Origin of the sequence: Sphingopyxis sp. (assembly GCF_965279755.1) — a bacterium.
GTDB lineage: Bacteria > Pseudomonadota > Alphaproteobacteria > Sphingomonadales > Sphingomonadaceae > Sphingopyxis.
Genome location: NZ_OZ257261.1, coordinates 3,217,871 through 3,235,755, shown reverse-complemented (window position 1 = coordinate 3,235,755; position 17,885 = coordinate 3,217,871). Strand labels below are relative to the sequence as shown.

General features: G+C 64.0%; 19 protein-coding genes and 2 tRNA genes. 10 read left to right on the top strand and 11 right to left on the bottom strand.

Annotated features, from left to right (window positions below):
- Positions 1-162: 162 nt before the first annotated feature.
- A complete protein-coding gene (locus ACQY80_RS15995; protein WP_428681598.1) occupies positions 163-591 on the top strand; it encodes a JAB domain-containing protein in 429 nt (142 codons plus the stop codon).
- Positions 592-696: 105 nt separating this feature from the next.
- Positions 697-773 (top strand) — tRNA-Pro (locus tag ACQY80_RS15990).
- Between the two features lie 167 nt (positions 774-940).
- On the opposite strand, the gene ACQY80_RS15985 is transcribed toward ACQY80_RS15990, so the two are convergent.
- Entirely contained in the window at positions 941-1,816 is an 876-nt protein-coding gene (locus ACQY80_RS15985) for an N-formylglutamate amidohydrolase (RefSeq protein WP_428681596.1), read from the bottom strand.
- A 139-nt stretch (positions 1,817-1,955) separates the two neighbouring features.
- Here ACQY80_RS15985 and cpdR point away from each other — a divergent pair, with 139 nt between their 5' ends.
- Both cpdR and ACQY80_RS15975 read left to right on the top strand, forming a co-directional pair.
- Positions 1,956-2,333, top strand: coding sequence for a cell cycle two-component system response regulator CpdR (cpdR, locus tag ACQY80_RS15980; protein WP_428681594.1), 378 nt, complete (start codon positions 1,956-1,958; stop codon positions 2,331-2,333).
- Between the two features lie 56 nt (positions 2,334-2,389).
- Positions 2,390-2,464 (top strand) — tRNA-Val (locus tag ACQY80_RS15975).
- 55 nt (positions 2,465-2,519) lie between these two features.
- Here ACQY80_RS15975 and ACQY80_RS15970 read toward each other — a convergent pair.
- On the bottom strand, positions 2,520-3,311 hold the full coding sequence (locus tag ACQY80_RS15970) for an SDR family oxidoreductase (protein WP_428681592.1): 792 nt from the start codon (positions 3,309-3,311) through the stop codon (positions 2,520-2,522).
- 95 nt (positions 3,312-3,406) lie between these two features.
- On the opposite strand from ACQY80_RS15970, the gene ACQY80_RS15965 reads away from it, so the two are divergent.
- The 4 genes from ACQY80_RS15965 to ACQY80_RS15950 all read left to right on the top strand — a co-directional run bounded on the left by ACQY80_RS15965 (position 3,407) and on the right by ACQY80_RS15950 (position 8,334).
- Positions 3,407-4,273, top strand: coding sequence for an alpha/beta fold hydrolase (locus tag ACQY80_RS15965; protein ID WP_428681590.1), 867 nt, complete (start codon positions 3,407-3,409; stop codon positions 4,271-4,273).
- A 45-nt stretch (positions 4,274-4,318) separates the two neighbouring features.
- Positions 4,319-5,047, top strand: coding sequence for an energy transducer TonB (locus tag ACQY80_RS15960; protein ID WP_428681588.1), 729 nt, complete (start codon positions 4,319-4,321; stop codon positions 5,045-5,047).
- Positions 5,048-5,179: 132 nt separating this feature from the next.
- Complete coding sequence (locus tag ACQY80_RS15955) at positions 5,180-7,555, top strand: TonB-dependent receptor (RefSeq protein WP_428681586.1); 2,376 nt, start codon at positions 5,180-5,182, stop codon at positions 7,553-7,555.
- A 101-nt stretch (positions 7,556-7,656) separates the two neighbouring features.
- A complete protein-coding gene (locus ACQY80_RS15950; RefSeq protein ID WP_428681584.1) occupies positions 7,657-8,334 on the top strand; it encodes a Fe2+-dependent dioxygenase in 678 nt (225 codons plus the stop codon).
- A 3-nt stretch (positions 8,335-8,337) separates the two neighbouring features.
- Here ACQY80_RS15950 and ACQY80_RS15945 read toward each other — a convergent pair whose 3' ends face one another.
- From ACQY80_RS15945 to ACQY80_RS15915, 7 genes are all read right to left on the bottom strand, one after another.
- Positions 8,338-9,270 (bottom strand): FAD:protein FMN transferase, encoded by a 933-nt coding sequence (locus ACQY80_RS15945; protein WP_428681582.1) that lies wholly within the window; start codon positions 9,268-9,270, stop codon positions 8,338-8,340.
- 26 nt (positions 9,271-9,296) lie between these two features.
- The gene (locus ACQY80_RS15940; protein ID WP_428681580.1) at positions 9,297-10,148 is read right to left on the bottom strand and encodes a DUF4198 domain-containing protein; all 852 of its coding nucleotides are present in this window, start codon (positions 10,146-10,148) and stop codon (positions 9,297-9,299) included.
- A gap of 20 nt (positions 10,149-10,168) precedes the next feature.
- The gene (locus ACQY80_RS15935) at positions 10,169-10,693 is read right to left on the bottom strand and encodes a DUF2271 domain-containing protein (protein WP_428681578.1); all 525 of its coding nucleotides are present in this window, start codon (positions 10,691-10,693) and stop codon (positions 10,169-10,171) included.
- 11 nt (positions 10,694-10,704) lie between these two features.
- A complete protein-coding gene (locus ACQY80_RS15930) occupies positions 10,705-11,346 on the bottom strand; it encodes a PepSY-associated TM helix domain-containing protein (protein WP_428681576.1) in 642 nt (213 codons plus the stop codon).
- Between the two features lie 84 nt (positions 11,347-11,430).
- On the bottom strand, positions 11,431-12,594 hold the full coding sequence (locus tag ACQY80_RS15925; protein ID WP_428681574.1) for an aminotransferase: 1,164 nt from the start codon (positions 12,592-12,594) through the stop codon (positions 11,431-11,433).
- Positions 12,591-13,589, bottom strand: a complete 999-nt coding sequence (locus ACQY80_RS15920; RefSeq protein WP_428681572.1) for an isopenicillin N synthase family dioxygenase — start codon at positions 13,587-13,589, stop codon at positions 12,591-12,593. Before ACQY80_RS15920 ends, ACQY80_RS15925 begins: the two co-directional genes overlap by 4 nt.
- Positions 13,590-13,662: 73 nt before the next feature.
- Positions 13,663-14,565, bottom strand: a complete 903-nt coding sequence (locus ACQY80_RS15915) for a hydroxymethylglutaryl-CoA lyase (RefSeq protein WP_428681570.1) — start codon at positions 14,563-14,565, stop codon at positions 13,663-13,665.
- A 114-nt stretch (positions 14,566-14,679) separates the two neighbouring features.
- On the opposite strand from ACQY80_RS15915, the gene ACQY80_RS15910 reads away from it, so the two are divergent.
- The gene (locus ACQY80_RS15910) at positions 14,680-15,843 is read left to right on the top strand and encodes a CaiB/BaiF CoA transferase family protein (RefSeq protein ID WP_428681568.1); all 1,164 of its coding nucleotides are present in this window, start codon (positions 14,680-14,682) and stop codon (positions 15,841-15,843) included.
- Positions 15,844-15,845: 2 nt separating this feature from the next.
- The gene (locus ACQY80_RS15905; RefSeq protein ID WP_428681566.1) at positions 15,846-16,550 is read left to right on the top strand and encodes a glutathione S-transferase family protein; all 705 of its coding nucleotides are present in this window, start codon (positions 15,846-15,848) and stop codon (positions 16,548-16,550) included.
- A 12-nt stretch (positions 16,551-16,562) separates the two neighbouring features.
- Here the strand turns inward: ACQY80_RS15905 and ACQY80_RS15900 are convergent, their stop codons facing one another.
- Together ACQY80_RS15900 and ACQY80_RS15895 are read right to left on the bottom strand one after the other, a co-directional pair.
- Positions 16,563-17,291: a glutathione S-transferase N-terminal domain-containing protein gene (locus ACQY80_RS15900; protein ID WP_428681564.1), complete on the bottom strand. Its 729-nt coding sequence runs from the start codon at positions 17,289-17,291 to the stop codon at positions 16,563-16,565.
- Positions 17,292-17,795: a DUF3237 domain-containing protein gene (locus ACQY80_RS15895; RefSeq protein ID WP_428681562.1), complete on the bottom strand. Its 504-nt coding sequence runs from the start codon at positions 17,793-17,795 to the stop codon at positions 17,292-17,294. It lies immediately after the preceding gene.
- Positions 17,796-17,885 lie beyond the last annotated feature (90 nt).

Below are 17,885 nucleotides of genomic sequence, written 5' to 3'. Positions count from 1 at the left end.
AATCGGGCAAGACTCTCTCCTCGTAATCGCCATCTTTGCTAGGCTTCGCCGGGCGGCGCGACAAGGGGCGCTGCGGCGCGCCCGAACCGCTTGCCTCCGCACTCGTCCGATACGGCCCAATCCCGACTTTCATGGCCTTTTTCCACGGCGCAAGAAGCCGCAATGATCCTGCTCGACCCCGTAGGCAAGCCGCCGCTCATTCCAAAGGCCGCCGGCTTCGTCGCACGCGATGCCGAAGAGGACGTCGCACGGTATTTGCTGCGCCCGATGCTGATTGCCGATCGCGAAATCGTGCTGCTCGCGGGCTTCGACGCCTATGCGCGACTCATTGGACTGGAAAGCGCCGTCGGCGACACGACGGGACGGTGCATCATCGCGCCGCAATGCTGGAACCGCCTGCTTGGGCGCCGCGTCGCGACCGTCCTGATGGCCCACAACCACCCGTCGGGAATCGCGCAGCCCAGCGACGCCGACATGCGCTGCACGCGCGAAGCCGTGCAGTTTCTGCGCCTGATCGGTATAGATCTCTCGGACCATCTGATATTCGTCGAAAGCGGTCATTTCAGCTTTCGCAATGCCGGTCTGCTCTAGCGGGAACAATCGTCGCGGCTATGCCGATTGGCGCTTGATGTTCGCAAATTGCGCGTCTAGAGGACCGCCCTGCCTTCGCGCCGGTCCGCCGGTGCAAAGATCGGTCGGGGAGTAGCTCAGCCTGGTAGAGCACTGTCTTCGGGAGGCAGGGGCCGGAGGTTCGAATCCTCTCTCCCCGACCAGTATCTTTTGTAATCAACAGACCTTGTAAGTCGGCGCGACAATGAATAGATTGTCGTTACGCCGCCATGGTTTTCCCCCTTTCCATCGCGGTGAGTGCCCTGTCGAAAGACGTGGGCGCGTCCTCCCTGGACCCTGGCCACCTCGTACTTCGGTACGAGGTGGTTTTTTATTCGGCAGCGAGCGGAAGGTTTTCGTCGACGGGGCGGGCGCGACCCGCTGCTTCGACCAGCCTTTCGAACCAGCGCCGCAATCCTTCGAGACGGGCTTCGTCCGGCGTCCGGTCAGGATGGAGATAAAGGCTGCGGTCGATTTCGATCTGCACAGCGTGAACTGCCGCCGACTTCTGCCCATGGGTGCGGACGATATGACCGCCGGCATAGGGCTGATTCCGTGACACCGGTACGCTCAACCCTTCGGCGTGATCGACGACAAGATCGACCAGCCAATCGTCCGCCGTCCCACCGAAGCGATCGCCGATCACGACACCGGCGCCATATCCCGGCTGACCGCGCGGGATCGCGGGCATGCTGTGGAGATCGATCAGGATCGCGTGCCCGCAGCGCAGGCGCGCCGCCGAAAGCTCGGCCTCCAGCGCCGCATGATAGGGCCGGTGCAAGGCGTTGAGCCGCCAGTCGAGCCCGGCGCTGTCGATCGGCCGCTTCCAGAGCGGTCCACAATCGGAAAGCCGTGTCGGCACCACCCCCAGCCCGGCGCGCTCCTTACGCCCCGGGGCCGAGAAACGCGGGCGGAGCCCGGGCGCGACCTCGGTCGGCGCCATCTGTCCCTCCCCGCGATTGCAATCCGCCACGGCGCGCGCCCAAAGCGCGCGAACGACCGTCGCCCCGGCATCGGTGGCGCGGGCCGCGATGCGATCGCACCAGCCATCTTCCAGCCGTTCAAGGTCGGGACGCCCCACGCGTGCCGCCGCCAGAATTTCCGGCGGATAGATGCGTCCTGCATGCGAGACCGACACGACCACCGGCCCGGCAAGGCCCGGACGGTCGATGGCAATGGCGGCGAAAGAGGGTTTGCGAGGCGACATGGATAAAGCGTGCCAAAAATCGACAGATGAATCCAGTCGGACCAAATTTGTTAAAGGTCTCGCGCTATAGAAACGAAGAGCTAAACAGGGGGCGGCCGGACCAGACCGGCGTGTCGATGGCCAGGGAACCGATTTTCAGATGATTCGCATTTTGCTCGCCGAAGATGATGATGTGATGCGCGAATATCTGGCGCGGGCGCTGACCAGCGCCGGCTATCACGTCACTGCGGTCGATCGCGGAACCGAGGCGGTGCCCTATATCGATTCGGGTACGTTCGACCTGCTGCTCTCCGATATCGTCATGCCCGAAATGGACGGGATCGAACTCGCGCAGCATACCGCAAAAGCCGCGCCGCAGACGCAGGTGATGTTCATCACCGGCTTCGCGGCCGTGTCGCTACGCGCCGAAGAAAACGTCCCGCAGGCGAAACTGCTTTCCAAGCCGTTCCACCTCAAGGATCTGGTTCGCGAGGTCGATAATCTGTTCGGTCGCGCCGACCGGTCGAGCCAGTCTTAACGAAAGGCTTGCCAAGCGACGCGGAGGCCTTTAGGGGGCGCGTCACCCCAAGGGATGGGCGTGTAGCTCAGTGGTAGAGCACTGTGTTGACATCGCAGGGGTCGCAAGTTCAATCCTTGCCACGCCCACCATTAAAAACGCCGCCACCCCAACGGGTTGGCGGCGTTTTTGCTTTTGGCGCTTTGGTCAGGCCATTCCGCGCGAAAGGTCCAGACGCGATGCGTCGCCAACCTGTGATCCACCATCGCAGTCGAGGATCGTTCCGGTGATGTAGCCGGCTGCCGGCGAGCAGAGGAACACCGCCGATTCGGCGACCTCCTCGACCTTGCCCCAGCGCTTCATCGCGATCCGCGCGTAATGCGCCTCGCGCGACGCGGCGTCGGGCGCGAGCCGTGCCATGCCCTCGGTATCGGCGATCGGCCCCGGCGAGATGCCGTTGACGCGCACCTCGGGCCCCCATTCGAGCGCGAGGACACGGATGAGCTGATTGATGCCGGCCTTTGCCGCACACGCATGCGCCTGCAGCGCCGACGCATTGACTGCCTGTCCTGCCGTGATCGCGATCAGCGACGCGCCCGGACGGTTGAGCAGGTCGTGGCACCCGCGGAATACATTGAACGTGCCGTTGAGGTCGATGTCGACGACGGTCCGGAAGGCATTCGAGGACATGCCGAGCGCCGGCGCCAGAAAATTGCCCGCCGCGCCCGAGATCACAATGTCCATCGGCCCGAGCTTTTCGGCGGCGGTTTCCATCACGCCGCGGATTGCCGCATAATCGCGTACATCGCCTGACAGCCCGATCGCATCATGTCCGATCTCGGCAGCGGCGCGCTGTGCCTTGTCGGGATCGCGGCCCGCCACGGCCACCTTCGCGCCCAGTTCAGCGAAGCGCTTTGCGATACCAAGATTGATGCCGCTGGTGCCGCCAGCAACGAAGGCGGTCTTCCCCGCAAGCAGATTGTCCCGGAATGTCGTCATGCGCCCTCTTCCCTTCCCTCTATGTTCCGCGACCGCTCTTGACGGATGCCATTCAGTCGCCTTTTGAAACCTGACCAGACAGCAAGGAACCGACAATGGCAAGTGGCCCCACCTCGCACAGCTTCATCTCGCAGCGCCTGAAGCTCCACTATGCCGATTGGGGCAACGAAGGCGCACCGCCGCTTTTGCTAGTCCATGGCGGACGCGACCATTGCCGCAGCTGGGACTGGGTCGCCGAGAAGCTGGCCGATCGCTATCACGTCATTGCGCCTGATTTGCGCGGCCATGGCGACAGCGCGTGGGCGCCCGATGGCAATTACGAGATGGGCGCCTTTGTCTATGACCTCGCGCAGCTCATCCATCAGCTCGACCTCGCGCCGGTGACGATCGTCGCGCACTCGATGGGCGGCAATGTCTCGCTCCGCTACACCGGCCTCTATCCGGAGAATGTGCGGAAGCTCGTCGCGATCGAGGGCCTCGGCCCCTCGCCAAAGGTTCTCGAGGAGCGCGCGCAGAAGCCGTTTGGCGACCGGTTCCGCAAATGGATCGACGACAAGCGCCAGGCGGCGGGACGCCAGCCGCGGCGCTATGCCACGCTCGACGATGCGCTGGCGCGCATGGCGGCGGAGAACAGCTATCTGACCCCCGAGCAGGCGCGCCATCTGACGATCCACGGAATCAATCGCAACGAAGACGGCAGCTGGAGCTGGAAGTTCGACAATTATCTGAACGTCTGGCCGACGGTGGATCTGCCACAGAGCGATATCGAAGCACTGTGGGGTGCGATCAGCTGCCCGACGCTTCTTCTCTATGGCGCCGACAGCTGGGCCTCGAACCCGGAGAAGGACGGCCGCTCGGTTCATTTCAAGACCGCCAGCGTCCTCGAGTTCGAGAATGCCGGCCACTGGCTGCACCACGACCAGTTCGACCGGTTCATGTCCACGCTAGACGAATTCCTCTAATCCCACGACGAAAGCGCGCGGCCGGCGCGCGCTGTGGACGGCGCCATGGCCTATTCGGGGCAGATTTCGGCAAGACAGAGGTTCGCCGCAGGAAGCGGAACGCTACTCACCGTCCTCGGCGTGGGCGTGGTGCTTGTTAGCGGCCTCGATCTAGACGCCGTCCGCAAGGCAAGCGAGGCGATCAGCGCCATCGCCCTCCCCGCGCCTCCACCGCCGCGTGAAGAAACAAAGCCCGCGCCAACCGCCACCGAGCGGGAGAACGGCCGTGCGTCGCCTGCGAACCAGCATGCCAAGGCGGCGCCGATCGCCGCGCCCAAGCCAAAATTCTCCCCGCCCGAACCGCCCCCGGTTGCGGCCGCTCCGCACCCGGGGACCGGCAACGAAGCCTCGGCGGGCGCGTCGCCCGTTCCGGGACCCGGTTCAGGTGCGGGCGGAAGCGGCAACGGAACCGGCGCGGGAGGTTCGGGAAATGGAACCGGTGGTGGAGCCAGAGCCGTCTGGCGCAGCGGGACGATCCGCGACAGCGATTACCCGCGGGACGCATCGCGCGCGAAGATCGGCGGCGAGGTCGAGGTCCGCTTTACGATCCAGCCGACCGGACGTGTCACGGGATGCCGCGTTACCCGGTCCAGCGGCGATTCTTCACTCGATGCCACCACCTGCCGACTGATCGAGGAGCGGTTCCGCTTCCGGCCTGCGACCAACGCATCCGGGACGCCGATCGCAAGCCCTTATGGCTGGCGCCAAAGCTGGTGGCTCGAGAAGCGGCGCTGACGGCCCTTCGGGGAGCTTCTCATATGATGCAGCAATTTGCGACATTATCGCGAACGATTATCAATATCTGTTGACACTGCGAACGACTCTCAATAGCGGCACCCCCGACACAACAACAAGGGGGTAACAGCCGTGAAGTCTTCGACGTCCGCCACTTTCCTGGCGCTCTCCTGCGTCGGCAGCCTGATCAGCACCGCAGCCATGGCGGCTGACACCGGTGCGGACACATCCGAACAGCAGACCGAACGCGATCGCCGCGACGAGCGCGAACAGATCATCGTCACCGGTCAGCATTATCAGACGCAGCAGGAATCGCCGAAATCGACCCGTTCGGTTCGCGATACGCCGCAGACGGTAACGGTCATCCCTGCCGAGACGATCGAACAGCAGAATCTGCTCACCCTTCGCGACATGCTCTCGACCGTTCCCGGCATCACCTTCGGCGCGGCCGAAGGCGGCTCGCCGCCGGCCGACTCGATCACGCTGCGCGGCTATTCGGCGGGTTCGGACATCACCCAGGACGGCGTGCGCGACAGCGGCGCCTACAACCGCTCGGACTCCTTCAACCTCGAACAGCTCGAGATCGTCAACGGCGCGAACTCGGTCTATGGCGGCTCGGGTTCGGTCGGCGGCTCGATCAACCTGGTAACCAAGCGCCCGCTCGCCGAAACGCGCGTTGTCGCGACTGCCGGCATCGGCACCGACAATTACTATCGCGGTGCGATTGACGCCAATATCCGCGCAAGCGACCTGATCGCGTTCCGCCTCAACGCGATGGCGCACAAGAATGACGTGCCCGGCCGCGATGTCGAGGATTACAAACGTTGGGGTGTCGCGCCGTCGATCACGCTTGGCGTGGCCAGTCCGACCAGCCTGACGCTTCAGTATCTCCATCAGGAGGACAACAACATCCCACAGTACGGGATTCCCTATTACCAGAATGCCATTCTCGACGGCCCGCTGCCCGGCATCGATCACAGCGACTATTTCGGCTATCGCAACATCGATACGCAGGAAATTACCGTCGATCAGGCGACGCTGACCTTCGAGCATGATCTCAGCGACACCGTGTCGATCCGCAACCTCTCGCGCTGGCAGCAGGTCACTCAACTAACCATCGTCGGCCCGCCGCAAGGCACCTATTGCCTTGCCAACAACACACTTCCGACCGGAGCTGCCTGCCCCGCGACCACACCGGCAGGCTATTATCTGATCGGCGGACCGCGCGGAAATACGCGCGATTCAAAGAACGAGATCATGTACAACCAGCTCGACCTTCGCGCGGTGTTCAACACCGGCGGCATCGAACACACGCTGGTTGCTGGTGCGTCGGCAAGCTGGGAGAAATATTTCCTCTCGACCGGCAACGTCTATCGCAACGCGAACGGCACTGCGGCCTATGCGACCTTCCCGCTGATCAACTTCGGCAACCCGAACGAAGTCATTCAGGGCCCAGCCGGCGCTGGCCGCGTCTATGGGAGCAACCTCTACACCGGCCCCGTGAACTACTTCGAAAGCGGCCGCCAGCGCGGCGAAGTCGACAATTATGCCGTCTATCTGTTCGACGCGATGAAGGTCGGCAAGTTCGAGCTCAACGGCGGCCTTCGCTGGGAAAGCAACAGCGGTAATTATCGTACCGATACGTCAACCGCCGCCACGGTTACCACGCCGCAGGGCCCGATCGTCGTCGGCCCGGTGCTGCGCAACAAGGCGAAGCTCTTCTCCTACCGCGTGGGCCTGGTTTTCAAGCCGGTGGAATCGGTCACGCTCTATGCTGCTTATGGCAATGCAAAGACGCCGTCGATCAGCGCCGTCAACGGTGCATGCACGGTCGCGACCTGCAACGTCGATCCGGAGACTGCGCGCAATATCGAAATCGGGGCCAAGGCAGAAGTCGCCGGAGGCAAGCTGCTCCTGTCGGCAGCGGCGTTCCGAAACGAGCGCAATCAGTATCGCGTGCCTTCAAACGATCCGACGATTCCCGACCAGGTTCTGGACGGCAAGTCGCGCGTCGACGGCATCGCGCTGAGCGTCGTCGGCAAGATCACGCCGCAATGGTCGGTCACCGCCAATTACACATATCTGGACAGCAGCCTTCGCCAGTCGGTGTCTGACTTCTGCCTCGCCAATCCGAGCACGGCCTGCGCCAACAGCACCGCGGTTCGCGATCCCGCGCGCGGTGCCGAGCTTCAGAATACACCGAAGCATTCGGGCAGCCTGTTCACGACCTATGAGTTCCCCTTCGGCCTGACCTTGGGCTACAGCATGACCTATCAGGGCAGTTTTGCGCTGAACCTGCCGACGCTGGCATCGTCGACCGTCTTCCGGTCGAACGACTATCTCGTTCATAGCGCCTATGTCGCCTACGATGTCACCGACAAGCTGAAGGCACAGCTCAACGTGAAGAATTTCACCGACGAACTCTACTTCACCCGCATCCGCAACAATGGCTGGGCGACCCCCGGCGACGGACGCGCGGCGATCTTCTCGCTGACCTATCAATACTGACCCCGGACGGGAGGGGAGATACGTATCCCCTCCCGCCGCCATTGATTGCGGGCTGAACCTATGGCAGCGCGAACCGCTACCGCCGAAGGGATTGACCCGCCATGCTGATCGCTGTTCCCGACCTGCTGTCCGATGCTGAAATCGGCGAAATCCGGCAGATCATCGACGCCGCCGAATGGGTCGATGGCAATGTGACCTCGGGCCCCCAGGCAGCGCTCGCCAAGAACAACGAACAACTGCCCGAGGAAAGCGAAGCCGCAAAGCGGGCCGGACGCATGATCCTTGACGCGCTGGGCCGTTCGCCGCTTTTCTTTGCCTCGGCGTTACCGCTCAAGATTTTCCCGCCGCTGTTCAACCGCTATGGCGAAGGGCACGAGTTCGACACGCACGTCGACAATGCGATCCGCATCAAGCGTGAATTCCGGCTCCGCAGCGACCTGTCGATCACAGTGTTCCTCGAATCCCCAGAGGATTACGATGGCGGCGAGCTGCTGATCGAGGATCATTACGGCGTCCAGCGGGTAAAGCTGCCCGCCGGTCACGCGGTCATCTATCCATCGTCCAGCTTGCATCGGGTTACGCCAATTACGCGCGGCCGCCGCGTCGCCTCCTTCTTCTGGCTGCAGTCGATGGTGCGTGATGCCGAAAAGCGCCGAACGCTGTTCGACCTCGACCGTGCGGTGCAACGCCTGACCGGAGAGCTGGGGGGCAAGGATCGTTCGGTGATCGAACTCACGGGTGTTTATCATAACCTGCTGCGGCTCTGGGCCGACAGCTAGCCTCTACCCCAGCATCTCGCGCCACGCGCGCGAGGTGAACTCCCTGTCGCCAACCACCATCGATGCAGCGAGACCCTGCGCATCGGCTATTGCAATGGCCGCTTCGGGGCCGAGCACGGTCAGCGCAGTCGCCCAGCCGTCGGCCATCATGCAGTTGCGGTGCAGCACCGTCACCGAAGAGACGCCATTGACGATCGGCCGCCCCGTGCGCGGATCAAAGCTGTGCGAATAATGCCGGTCGTCGAGGATCAAGCCACGGCGGTAATTGCCCGACGTCGCGACCGACAGGTCGTGGAGTGCGATCCGCCAGGACGGGATTGACGAAGTCGGCGGCATTTCGACGTCGACCCACCAGGGCTGACCGTCGGGCCGAATCCCCTCGCCCCTGAGCTCTCCGCCTACCTCGATCAGGAAATGCCGCACGCCTTGGCTCAGAAGCCACTCCGCGGCGAGGTCGGCGCCATAGCCCTTGGCGATCCCCGACAGGTCGAGCATCGCGCCGTTGCTTCGCCGGATGCTCGAGGTCGCAGCATCGATCTCGATCTCGCCACGCGCAGGAGACGCAAGAACGCCCGGGAGGTTATCGACCGGCCCGGCGCTGCCAAAGCCCCAGCGTTCGGTCCATTCGCCGATCGCAACGTCAAAAGCGCCACCACTGACCTTCGCAAGGTCGATCGCCGCTGCGACGACATGGAAAAACTCGGGCGGAGCGCGATGCCATTCGCCCGCCGGCGCATGATTGAAGCGCGACAGGTCCGAATCCGGTTCCCACTGGCTCATCTGCGCGACGACAAGGTCGAGCGCCGCCTGAACGCCAGCAGCCGTGCCCGCGGGCGCGGACACGGCGTGCAGAGACCAGTCGGTCCCCATCGTCTCACCGGTAAAACTCTGGATGGCCGCGCCCGCGACGCGCGCCGCGAAGGCGGCGGGCGTCAACGCGCGCGGGATCAGGATGCGGTCGCTCAGGGCGCGAGCACCTCGAGCGTCGTCACGTAGCTCGCCCGGCGCTGGGGCGGGGCGCCGGCGGGCGGCTGACCGCCCTCGCCGCCACCTTCCGCCCGCTCCGCCTGCGGCGTAGTCACGTTGACCCAGTACATGCCCGGTTCGGGCCAGGTCACTTCGACCTTGCCATCGGCGCCGGTTTTGGTGTCGATCTGACCCAGATCGTTGCGATAGCGGATGCCGCCCGGGATCACTGTCACCGGAAGACCGGCGGCGGGTTTGCCGTCGAGCAGGAACTGGAAGGTCGCGGCTTCACCCGCGATCAGGTCGTTCGGGTGGGTGACCGGCACCAGCTCGATGCCCTTGCCCGTGGGCTTGAACAGCGTCGTCGTCGGCTCGCCCACCGTGACGAAAATCTCGTTTCGGTTGTTCGCCTCGGCTGTCTGAACGTTAGTCGCGCCGGCGGGAATGCGCTCCGCGAGATTGGCGGCGGTGGTGCCGCGCGGCAGCCGCTCGGTTTTCCCGTTCAGGTCATAGCTGCCCATCAGCATGTCGGAGATCGATGCGATGCGATAGGTGCCCTTCTGCGTCAGATGGACATCGAAGGTGCTGCGGTAGCGGCCCGTCGCCTTGTTCTCGACCTGCACTTCGGTGCCATCGGGAGCCCACGCCTTCACGCCATCGACGCGCATCGGCTGATGCTCGAAATAAAAGAGGTCGTTCGACACCGCGGCATCGACCGTGACCCAGACATCGTCGCCCGAAAGGGCAGTCGACGACGGCAGCATCCACTGGCGGTGTGCGCTGGCCGGAACCGCGATCATCGCCGCAAAGGCGACGCTCGCCGCGAAACCCAGAATATGCTTTTTCATGGCCCTGTCCTTTCGATCAATCAGCGGAAGGCCACCGTAACGGCGCCCAGTTCAGTCTTGCCGGCGGCACGGCCGCCTGCGCCGGCTTTTGCCGGCCAGGTAAAGGGAATGCGAAGCAATTCGCGGCCGCCGACCTCGCGCGCCGCCTCGATCACCAGCGTATATTCTCCGGGCGCGGTCGCGCCGAGTTGGGCACGGCTGAACGAGATCTTCTGCGCCCCAGGTGCACGCGTCGCACCCGAGATACCGTTGGCGGGGAACTTCATCGTGCGCCCCGAAGCGCGCCACCACTGGCGCACATCGCGCAGCCATTTGGTGCCCTCATTATTCTTCATGTCATAGTCGTACCAGACCGCGACCGTCTTCGCGGGCGCACCGGCCTTTTCGACCCAGATCGCCACATAGGGGCGATGATATTCGGCCACCTTCAACTGCGGGATATTGATCGTCACATCCATCGTCGCCGGCGCGGCCGCGAGGACGGGAACAGCCAGCGCGGCGCTGAGTGAGCCGCCGACCAGAAATACACGTGGCTTAAGCTGCATGAGAGAGCCTCCTAGTGAATGTAGATGATAGCGATGGCCGCCGGAAGGACGAGCCCGGCGGTGACCAACGGCCAGGTGCTCTTGCGCTTCGCCGAATGCAGCCAGAGCAGGAAGAGGCCGGTGATCGCAAAGATCAGGCAGGCGAAGGCGAAGACATCAATGAACAGGCTCCACTCGCCGCCCGAATTGCGGCCCTTGTGGAGATCGTTGAGATAGGAAATCCAGCCGCGATCGGTGATTTCGCTCGTCGCCGCGCCGCTCGCGCGATCGATCGCGACCCAGCCGTCTCCACCGGGGCGCGGCGCGGGCAGATAGACCTCGTCGGCCGACCATTCGGCTTCGCCTGATGCCTTGACCGGGAAATTGGCTTCGACCCAGGTCGCAACGGGCTTCGGCAGCACGCCTTTGCCGCCCTCGGGATCGGTGCCGAGCTTGCCGAGCACCGCAGGCGGCATTTGCGCCGCCTTCTGCGTAACCACCGGTGACCCTTCAATGTCGGCGGCATGATTGAGCGTGAAGCCCGTAATCGCGAACAGCACCAGCCCGATCAGGCTGATGGCCGAGCTCATCCAGTGCCACATGTGGAGCTGTTTCAGCCAGAAGGCTTTCCGGCTCTTTTTGGTCGCCGGGCGGGGGGTGGTCGGTGCGTGCATCGGGACAGTCTGAAACGAAAGGATGCGCCGCCCTATCGAGAACGATTCGCAATTACAACAGCAAACGGGATTTTCCTCGGTCCGCTAGCGCAATGTGTCGCGAAAAGCGGCGAGCCGCGCGACGGCTTCGTCGAGCAATGCGATGTCCTTGGCAAAGCAAAGACGCAGTATATGCTGCGGCCCCTGCCCTTCGATCAGCGCCGACACCGGGATCGACGCCACGCCGGCCTCCACGACCGCGCGCTCGCTGAATTCGCGATCGGTCAGGCCAATGCCGGAAGCTGCGAGATCGATGCAAAGGAACCAGGTTGCCGCGCTTTGCAAAACGACGAAACCCGCGCGTTCGAGACCGGTCGCCAGTGCGGCGCGTGACGACGCCCACCCTTCGCGCTGCGCAGCGAAGGCCGCTTCGTCGCGGGCAAGTCCTTCGGCGACGGCCCACTGTAGCGCCGGCGGCGTGGTAAAGGTCAGAAACTGGTGCGCGCGGCCGATCGCGATCGCGAGTTCGTTCCCCGCGCAAAACCATCCGACCTTCCATCCGGTCAGCCCGAATATCTTCCCCGCGGAGCCGATCTTGACCGCCCGCTCCATCATCCCGGGAAAGGACAGCAAAGACCGGTGGGGACGAGCGTCGAAGCGCACATCTTCCCACACTTCGTCACAGATCGCGATCAGGTCGTGCCGCACGCAGACATCAGCCAGCATCGACAGTTCGGCCTCACTCGCGACCTTTCCGGCTGGATTGAGCGGATCGTTGAGAATGAGCAGGCGCGTCCGCGGTGTGATCGCGCGCTCGATATCTTGGGCCACATAGGACCAGTCTGGCGGATGAAGCCGTACCGACACGGGCTCGCCGCCCGCGCGGCGGACCATTGGCGCATAGCTGTCATAGGCCGGCTGGAACAGGATAACCTCATCGCCGGGCTTCACCAGCGCAAGGATGCTCGCCGCGAGCGCCTCGGTTGCGCCCGACGTCACGACCACATTGTCGGGGGTCAGCGCCAGCCCCTGCCGCCGCGCATAGAAGCGGCAGATTTCCGCACGCAGTTCGGGAACGCCAAAGGCCGGCGGATATTGACTCGATCGTTCGGCGATCGCCCGCACGGCCGCCGCGATCAGATCCTGCGGGGGAGCTTCGTCGGGAAAACCCTGCCCCAGATTGATAGCCCCATGCGTCCGCGCCAGCCCCGACATATGCTCGAAGATCGTCGGCGCCATTGCCGCGTAGACCGGATGAATGCCGCTCATTCGCCTGTCCCGGCCAGCTTCCTCTGTGCGAGATCCGGGAACACCTTGCCCACCTTGCCGATCAGATAGTCGCCATAGGTTCCGATCGGTTCATGGAGGTCCACGCCATCCCAGCGCGTTTCGCGAGGAAATCGCGTTTCGGTCGCGATCGGCAGGGGCTCGACCGGCGCCGAGAAATCGGGGTCGAAGAATAACGGAAAGGAATAGCGCGACGTCCCGGCGCGATTGACCACCCGGTGCGGCGCCGAACGGAAACGGCCGCGCGTCAATCGCTCGAACATGTCGCCGATGTTGATCACCAAGGCGTCATCGCGCGGCGGCACGTCGATCCAGCCGTCGCGGGTCCGTACTTCAAGGCCGCCCTTGTCGTCCTGCGCGAGCAGGGTCAGCAGACCGTAATCGCTATGCTCGCCAACACCGAAGCTTTCATCCGAGTTCGGCTGTTGCGAAGGATAATGGAAGATGCGAAACAACAGGGTGGGATTGCGCGTCAGTCCCGCTGCAAAATGATCTGCATCGAGCCCGAGAGCCAGCGCCATGCCGCGCATGATTGCCTCGGCGACAGCGACCGCGCCACCAAGCCATGCTTCGACCGCCGAACGCAGTTCGGGCACGGCCTCGGGCCATAGGTTGGCGCCATGCAACGGCAGCCCCGCCTGAACGCGCGGATCATCCGGCCCCAGTTCCTCGCCCAGGTACAGGCCTTCCTTGCGGTCGGCCAGGCCCGAGGTCAGCTCGCCCTCGACCGGAAACCAGCCGCGCCACGCAGTGCCGCCGCGGTTCATCGAGATCGTCGCCTTGGCCGTTTCGGAGAGCGCGAAGAAGCGTTCGCTCGCGGTCAGCAAGGCGTCGAAGGCCTCTCGCGGGATACCGTGACCGGTGGCGTAGAAAAAACCGAACCGGCTCGATGCGTCGTCGATCTGCTGCGCCGCGCGCGCTGTCACGGCTTCGTCGGTCATGTGGCGAAGCGATGAGATATCGATTTCGGCGAGCATCGGATTCGTCCCTTGCAATCGGCGCAGCCTAGCAAGGGCGTTCGCCCGGAGCGATGGAGATTTGCGGCGCGCGCTATCCGAAGGCGGGCGCCTTGCTCACCATCGCCGGGAGCAGACGCCCCATCACGCCGCCGAGCCAACCGGCGGCATCCACGACGCCCGGCAACGTCAGTCCGGTCGAGACGCCGCTACGTTCGAGCATGTACACGACATCCTCGGTCGCGACATTGCCTGCTGCACCCGGCGCGAACGGACAGCCGCCGAGGCCACCGAGCGATGCGTCGACCGTCGCGGCGCCTTCATTCACCGCGGCCCAGACATTGGCGATGCCGGTGCCGCGCGTATTGTGGAAATGGACCCGCACCGGCAGATCGCCGAGCGCCTCGCGCACGCGCCCCACAAGCTCGGACACCTCCGCCGGAACCCCGACACCGATCGTGTCGGCGAGCGCGATCTCGCGCGGCTCCGCGTCGGCCGCGCGTTTTGCCATTTCGACGACGCGATCGACCGCGACGCGGCCCTCGAATGGACAGCCGAAGGCCGTTGCGATCGTAATCTGTCCGCGGCGCCCCGCAGCCTTCGCGAGCGCAACAATCTCGATCGCAGCCGTGAGCGATTCATCGGAGCTTTGCCCCTGGTTGCGGATGCCGAATGTGTCGCTGGTAACGCACACCGCGCCGAGCTCGTCGATCCGCCCGGTTGCGATCGCGCGCTCGGCACCGCGACGATTGAGAACCAGACCGATATAAGTCATGTCTTCACGATGAGGCAGCATCGCAACCAGCTCTTCGGCATCGGCAAGCTGCGGCACCTTCTTCGGGTTGACGAAGCTCGTCACCTCGATGCGGCGGACGCCATAGTCGATCGCGCGCTGAATCAGCGCGAGCTTGTCGGTGGTCGAGACGATCGTCGCCTCGTTCTGCAGGCCATCGCGAGGGCCCACCTCGACCATCTCAACCGTCCGGTTTTTCGACATCTTCGTCCTGTTTCATCCGAGTCATTTAGCAGGTTGAAAATTACATAGCATTCTAAGTATATAAACACCATGGGCGAAACGACCTCTATCAGAGTCGGGCCCGAAAGGAATGATATGACCGAAGCAAGCGGCGGGGGAGCGCTGGACGGGATCAAGGTGGTCGAGATGGGGCAGCTGATCGCCGGTCCCTTCTGCGGCCAGCTGCTCGGCGACATGGGCGCCGAGGTCGTCAAACTCGAGCCGCCTGAAACCGGCGACCAGATGCGCAACTGGGGTCAGGGCGACAAGCCGAGTTGGTGGCGGGTCATTGCGCGCAACAAATATTCGGTCGCGGTCGACCTGCGCAGCGAAGAAGGCCAGCAGCTTGCGCGCGACCTGATCGCCAAGGCCGACATCCTGATCGAGAATTTCCGTCCGGGCACACTCGAAAAATGGAACCTCGACCCAGCCGAGCTGCGCAAGACCAACCCCGGCCTGATCGTCGTGCGCGTTTCCGGCTATGGCCAGACCGGCCCCTATTCGGCGCGCGCCGGTTTCGGCGGGATCGGCGAGGCGATGGGCGGGTGGCGCGGCATCGTCGGCTATCCCGACCTGCCGCCCGCGCGCATGGGGGTATCGATCGGCGACACGCTCGCCGCCACCTATGGCTGCATGGGCGCGCTCGCCGCGCTTCATCATCGCAGCAAGACGGGCGAAGGTCAGATCGTCGACTCCGCACTATATGAGGCGGTGCTGCAGGTCATGGAATCGACCGTGTCGGATTATTCCGCGAGCGGCACGAAGCGCCGCCGCACCGGATCGACCTTGCCAGCGATCGCACCGTCGAACGTCTATCCATGCAGCGATGGCGAATATCTGATCGGCGCCAATCAGGACGGAGTCTTTGCACGCCTCGCTGCGGCGATGGGCCGACCCGAGCTCGCGACCGATGAGCGCTATGCGACGCACCGCGCACGCGGTGCGCGACAGGAGGAACTCGACGCGCTGATCGGCGCATGGACCGGCACGATGACCATCGCCGAGCTGGAAGCGAAAATGATCGAGGCGGGCGTTCCAGCTGGCCGCATCTTCGATGCCGAGGACATGCTGGCCGACCCGCATTTCGCCGCGCGCGATGCGCTGGTGACGGTCCCTGATGCCGAACTGGGCGAAATCCGGATGCAGGGGGTGTTTCCCAAGCTGTCGGCGACCCCCGGCGGGGTCCGCCGCCCTGCCCCGCTGACCGTCGGACAGGATAGCGCCGATGTGCTGGACCGCTGGCTCGGACGGAAAGGATAGCCATGATCACGCTTTATGGCGGGCCAACGCCCAACGCGCGCAAGGTTGCAATCGCGCTGCTGGAAATGGACCTCGACTGGCAACTCGAGCCGATCGACATTCTTGCGGGCGACCAGCTGCAGCCCGCGTTTCTCGCGCTGAACCCCAACAACAAGACGCCGGTGATCATCGATCATAACGGCCCCGGCGACGGTGATTTTATCCTCTGCGAAAGCGGGGCAATTCTGCTCTATCTGGCCGAGAAGAGCGGACGCTTCCTGCCCGCCAATCCCGCGTCGCGCGCGCTTTGCTGGCAGTGGCTGATGTTCCAGATGGCGGGTATCGGCCCGATGTTCGGGCAGAACGCGCATTTCAGCCACTACGCCAAGGACAAGCATCCTTACGCGATCGAACGCTATGCCCGCGAAGTCGATCGCCTGCTGATGGTGCTCGACAAAAGACTGGGCGAAGCCGAATGGCTCGCGGGCGGCGAATACAGCATCGCCGATATGGCGACGCTTCCCTGGTCGACCAGCCAGAGCGAGGCAAAGGCTGAGGCATTCCCGAACATCAGGCGCTGGTATGTCGCGGCTATGGAGCGCCCGGCGGTCGCCGAGGGCATGGCGCTGGGCGTCGCGCGCGCCGAAACGATCGCGGGCGGTCTCAAGGGGTTCGGCGACGAACATCGCGCGATCCTGTGGGGCGACCGCCAGCACGCCGCGCGCTAGCGGTCGATAGCCCTACTCGGCCGCGCGCACCGCGGCGTGATTGGCGTCGCCGAACATGTTCGACCATTCCTTTTCGTCGAGCGTCTGGTGCCGGCCGATATATTTGGCCGGCGCGGCGAGGTCGGCGCGTTCCATCACCCGTATTACGGCGGGGCGGGCGCGGATGCGCTCGAACCAGTCGCGCGTCGCGGGCCATTCATCGAGCCCCATCCCCATCACGAAGGCCGAGGCCCGGCCAGGCCAGATCGCCATGTCGGCGATGCTATAATCCGCGCCCGCGACATAGGCGCATTTTTCCAGCTGCTTTTCCAGCACGGTCTGCAAACGCACGACTTCCTTCGTGTAGCGCTCGATCGCATAGTCCTGACCCGCGGGGGCATAGCGCAGGAAATGGCTCGCCTGCCCGCCCATCGGCCCGAGCCCCGCGACCTGCCAGGTTAGCCATGACAGCGTCGCCGCGCGCGCTGCGGGGGCAGTCGGCAGGAACTGCCCGCTCTTCTCAGCCAGATATTGCAGGATCGCGCCCGATTCGAAGACCGGGATCGATGCCCCGCCACCAGCGGGATTCAGATCGACGATGGCCGGCAATTTATGGTTCGGGTTGATTCGTCCGAACGCCGCAGTGAGTTGGTCGCCCTCGAAAATATCATAGGGAAGGACGCGATAGGGTACGCCGATCTCCTCGAGCATGATCGTAATCTTCTGCCCGTTCGGGGTCGCGGTATAATGAAGGTCGATCATCTATTGCACCTCGTAGAAGACGTGCCGGACGCCGAAGTCGGTGACTTCGCCCACGCCGATCGCAAGCGTGCCGTTGAGCCAGCGATAGGTTTCGCTCGCGGTCTCGAAGACCGCCGCGATGCGCAGATAATAGCGCGAAGGATCGACCGGCGGCTTTTCAGGGTCGGCAAACAGCGCGCGCACATCGTCGGGGATCAGGCTGCGCCCGGTGTACGTCAGATAGATGTGATCACCCTCGTCGGTCTTCCACACTGCGCGCGCGTCGAAGGTGCCCACCGACGCGTCGTCGATCCGGCCCGAGCGCGGCCAGTTGCCGCCGCCCGGCAATACCTCGCCGGTGATTCGCGGGCCCAGAATGCGTCCGCCAGTGACATAGCCGACGCGCTGCTCGCCGAACGGCGACGCACCGATCGCGATGATGCCGCCCCCGACGTCGAACTCTACCGTGCACAAATGGCGGCTTTTCAGCGCCGCAGGAACCGGTGCGTTCTCTGTCTCGATCATGTCGAATCCTCCTTCCAAACCTATGGACAGTATAAAACCATTAGTATACTAAGGGTCAATCAGATTGACGGATCCGGTCTCCCCGTGCCG

Bases quoted from the DNA above. Each gene is read 5' to 3' on its own strand.
- ACQY80_RS15915 (WP_428681570.1), bottom strand. From the start codon at position 14,565: ATGTCGAAAAACCGGACGGTTGAGATGGTCGAGGTGGGCCCTCGCGAT.
- ACQY80_RS15920 (WP_428681572.1), bottom strand. From the start codon at position 13,589: ATGCTCGCCGAAATCGATATCTCATCGCTTCGCCACATGACCGACGAA.
- cpdR (WP_428681594.1), top strand. From the start codon at position 1,956: ATGATTCGCATTTTGCTCGCCGAAGATGATGATGTGATGCGCGAATAT.
- ACQY80_RS15940 (WP_428681580.1), bottom strand. From the start codon at position 10,148: ATGAAAAAGCATATTCTGGGTTTCGCGGCGAGCGTCGCCTTTGCGGCG.
- ACQY80_RS15925 (WP_428681574.1), bottom strand. From the start codon at position 12,594: ATGAGCGGCATTCATCCGGTCTACGCGGCAATGGCGCCGACGATCTTC.
- ACQY80_RS15895 (WP_428681562.1), bottom strand. From the start codon at position 17,795: ATGATCGAGACAGAGAACGCACCGGTTCCTGCGGCGCTGAAAAGCCGC.
- ACQY80_RS15960 (WP_428681588.1), top strand. From the start codon at position 4,319: ATGGCCTATTCGGGGCAGATTTCGGCAAGACAGAGGTTCGCCGCAGGA.
- ACQY80_RS15930 (WP_428681576.1), bottom strand. From the start codon at position 11,346: ATGCACGCACCGACCACCCCCCGCCCGGCGACCAAAAAGAGCCGGAAA.
- ACQY80_RS15905 (WP_428681566.1), top strand. From the start codon at position 15,846: ATGATCACGCTTTATGGCGGGCCAACGCCCAACGCGCGCAAGGTTGCA.
- ACQY80_RS15950 (WP_428681584.1), top strand. From the start codon at position 7,657: ATGCTGATCGCTGTTCCCGACCTGCTGTCCGATGCTGAAATCGGCGAA.
- ACQY80_RS15965 (WP_428681590.1), top strand. From the start codon at position 3,407: ATGGCAAGTGGCCCCACCTCGCACAGCTTCATCTCGCAGCGCCTGAAG.
- ACQY80_RS15985 (WP_428681596.1), bottom strand. From the start codon at position 1,816: ATGTCGCCTCGCAAACCCTCTTTCGCCGCCATTGCCATCGACCGTCCG.
- ACQY80_RS15900 (WP_428681564.1), bottom strand. From the start codon at position 17,291: ATGATCGACCTTCATTATACCGCGACCCCGAACGGGCAGAAGATTACG.
- ACQY80_RS15910 (WP_428681568.1), top strand. From the start codon at position 14,680: ATGACCGAAGCAAGCGGCGGGGGAGCGCTGGACGGGATCAAGGTGGTC.
- ACQY80_RS15935 (WP_428681578.1), bottom strand. From the start codon at position 10,693: ATGCAGCTTAAGCCACGTGTATTTCTGGTCGGCGGCTCACTCAGCGCC.
- ACQY80_RS15995 (WP_428681598.1), top strand. From the start codon at position 163: ATGATCCTGCTCGACCCCGTAGGCAAGCCGCCGCTCATTCCAAAGGCC.
- ACQY80_RS15970 (WP_428681592.1), bottom strand. From the start codon at position 3,311: ATGACGACATTCCGGGACAATCTGCTTGCGGGGAAGACCGCCTTCGTT.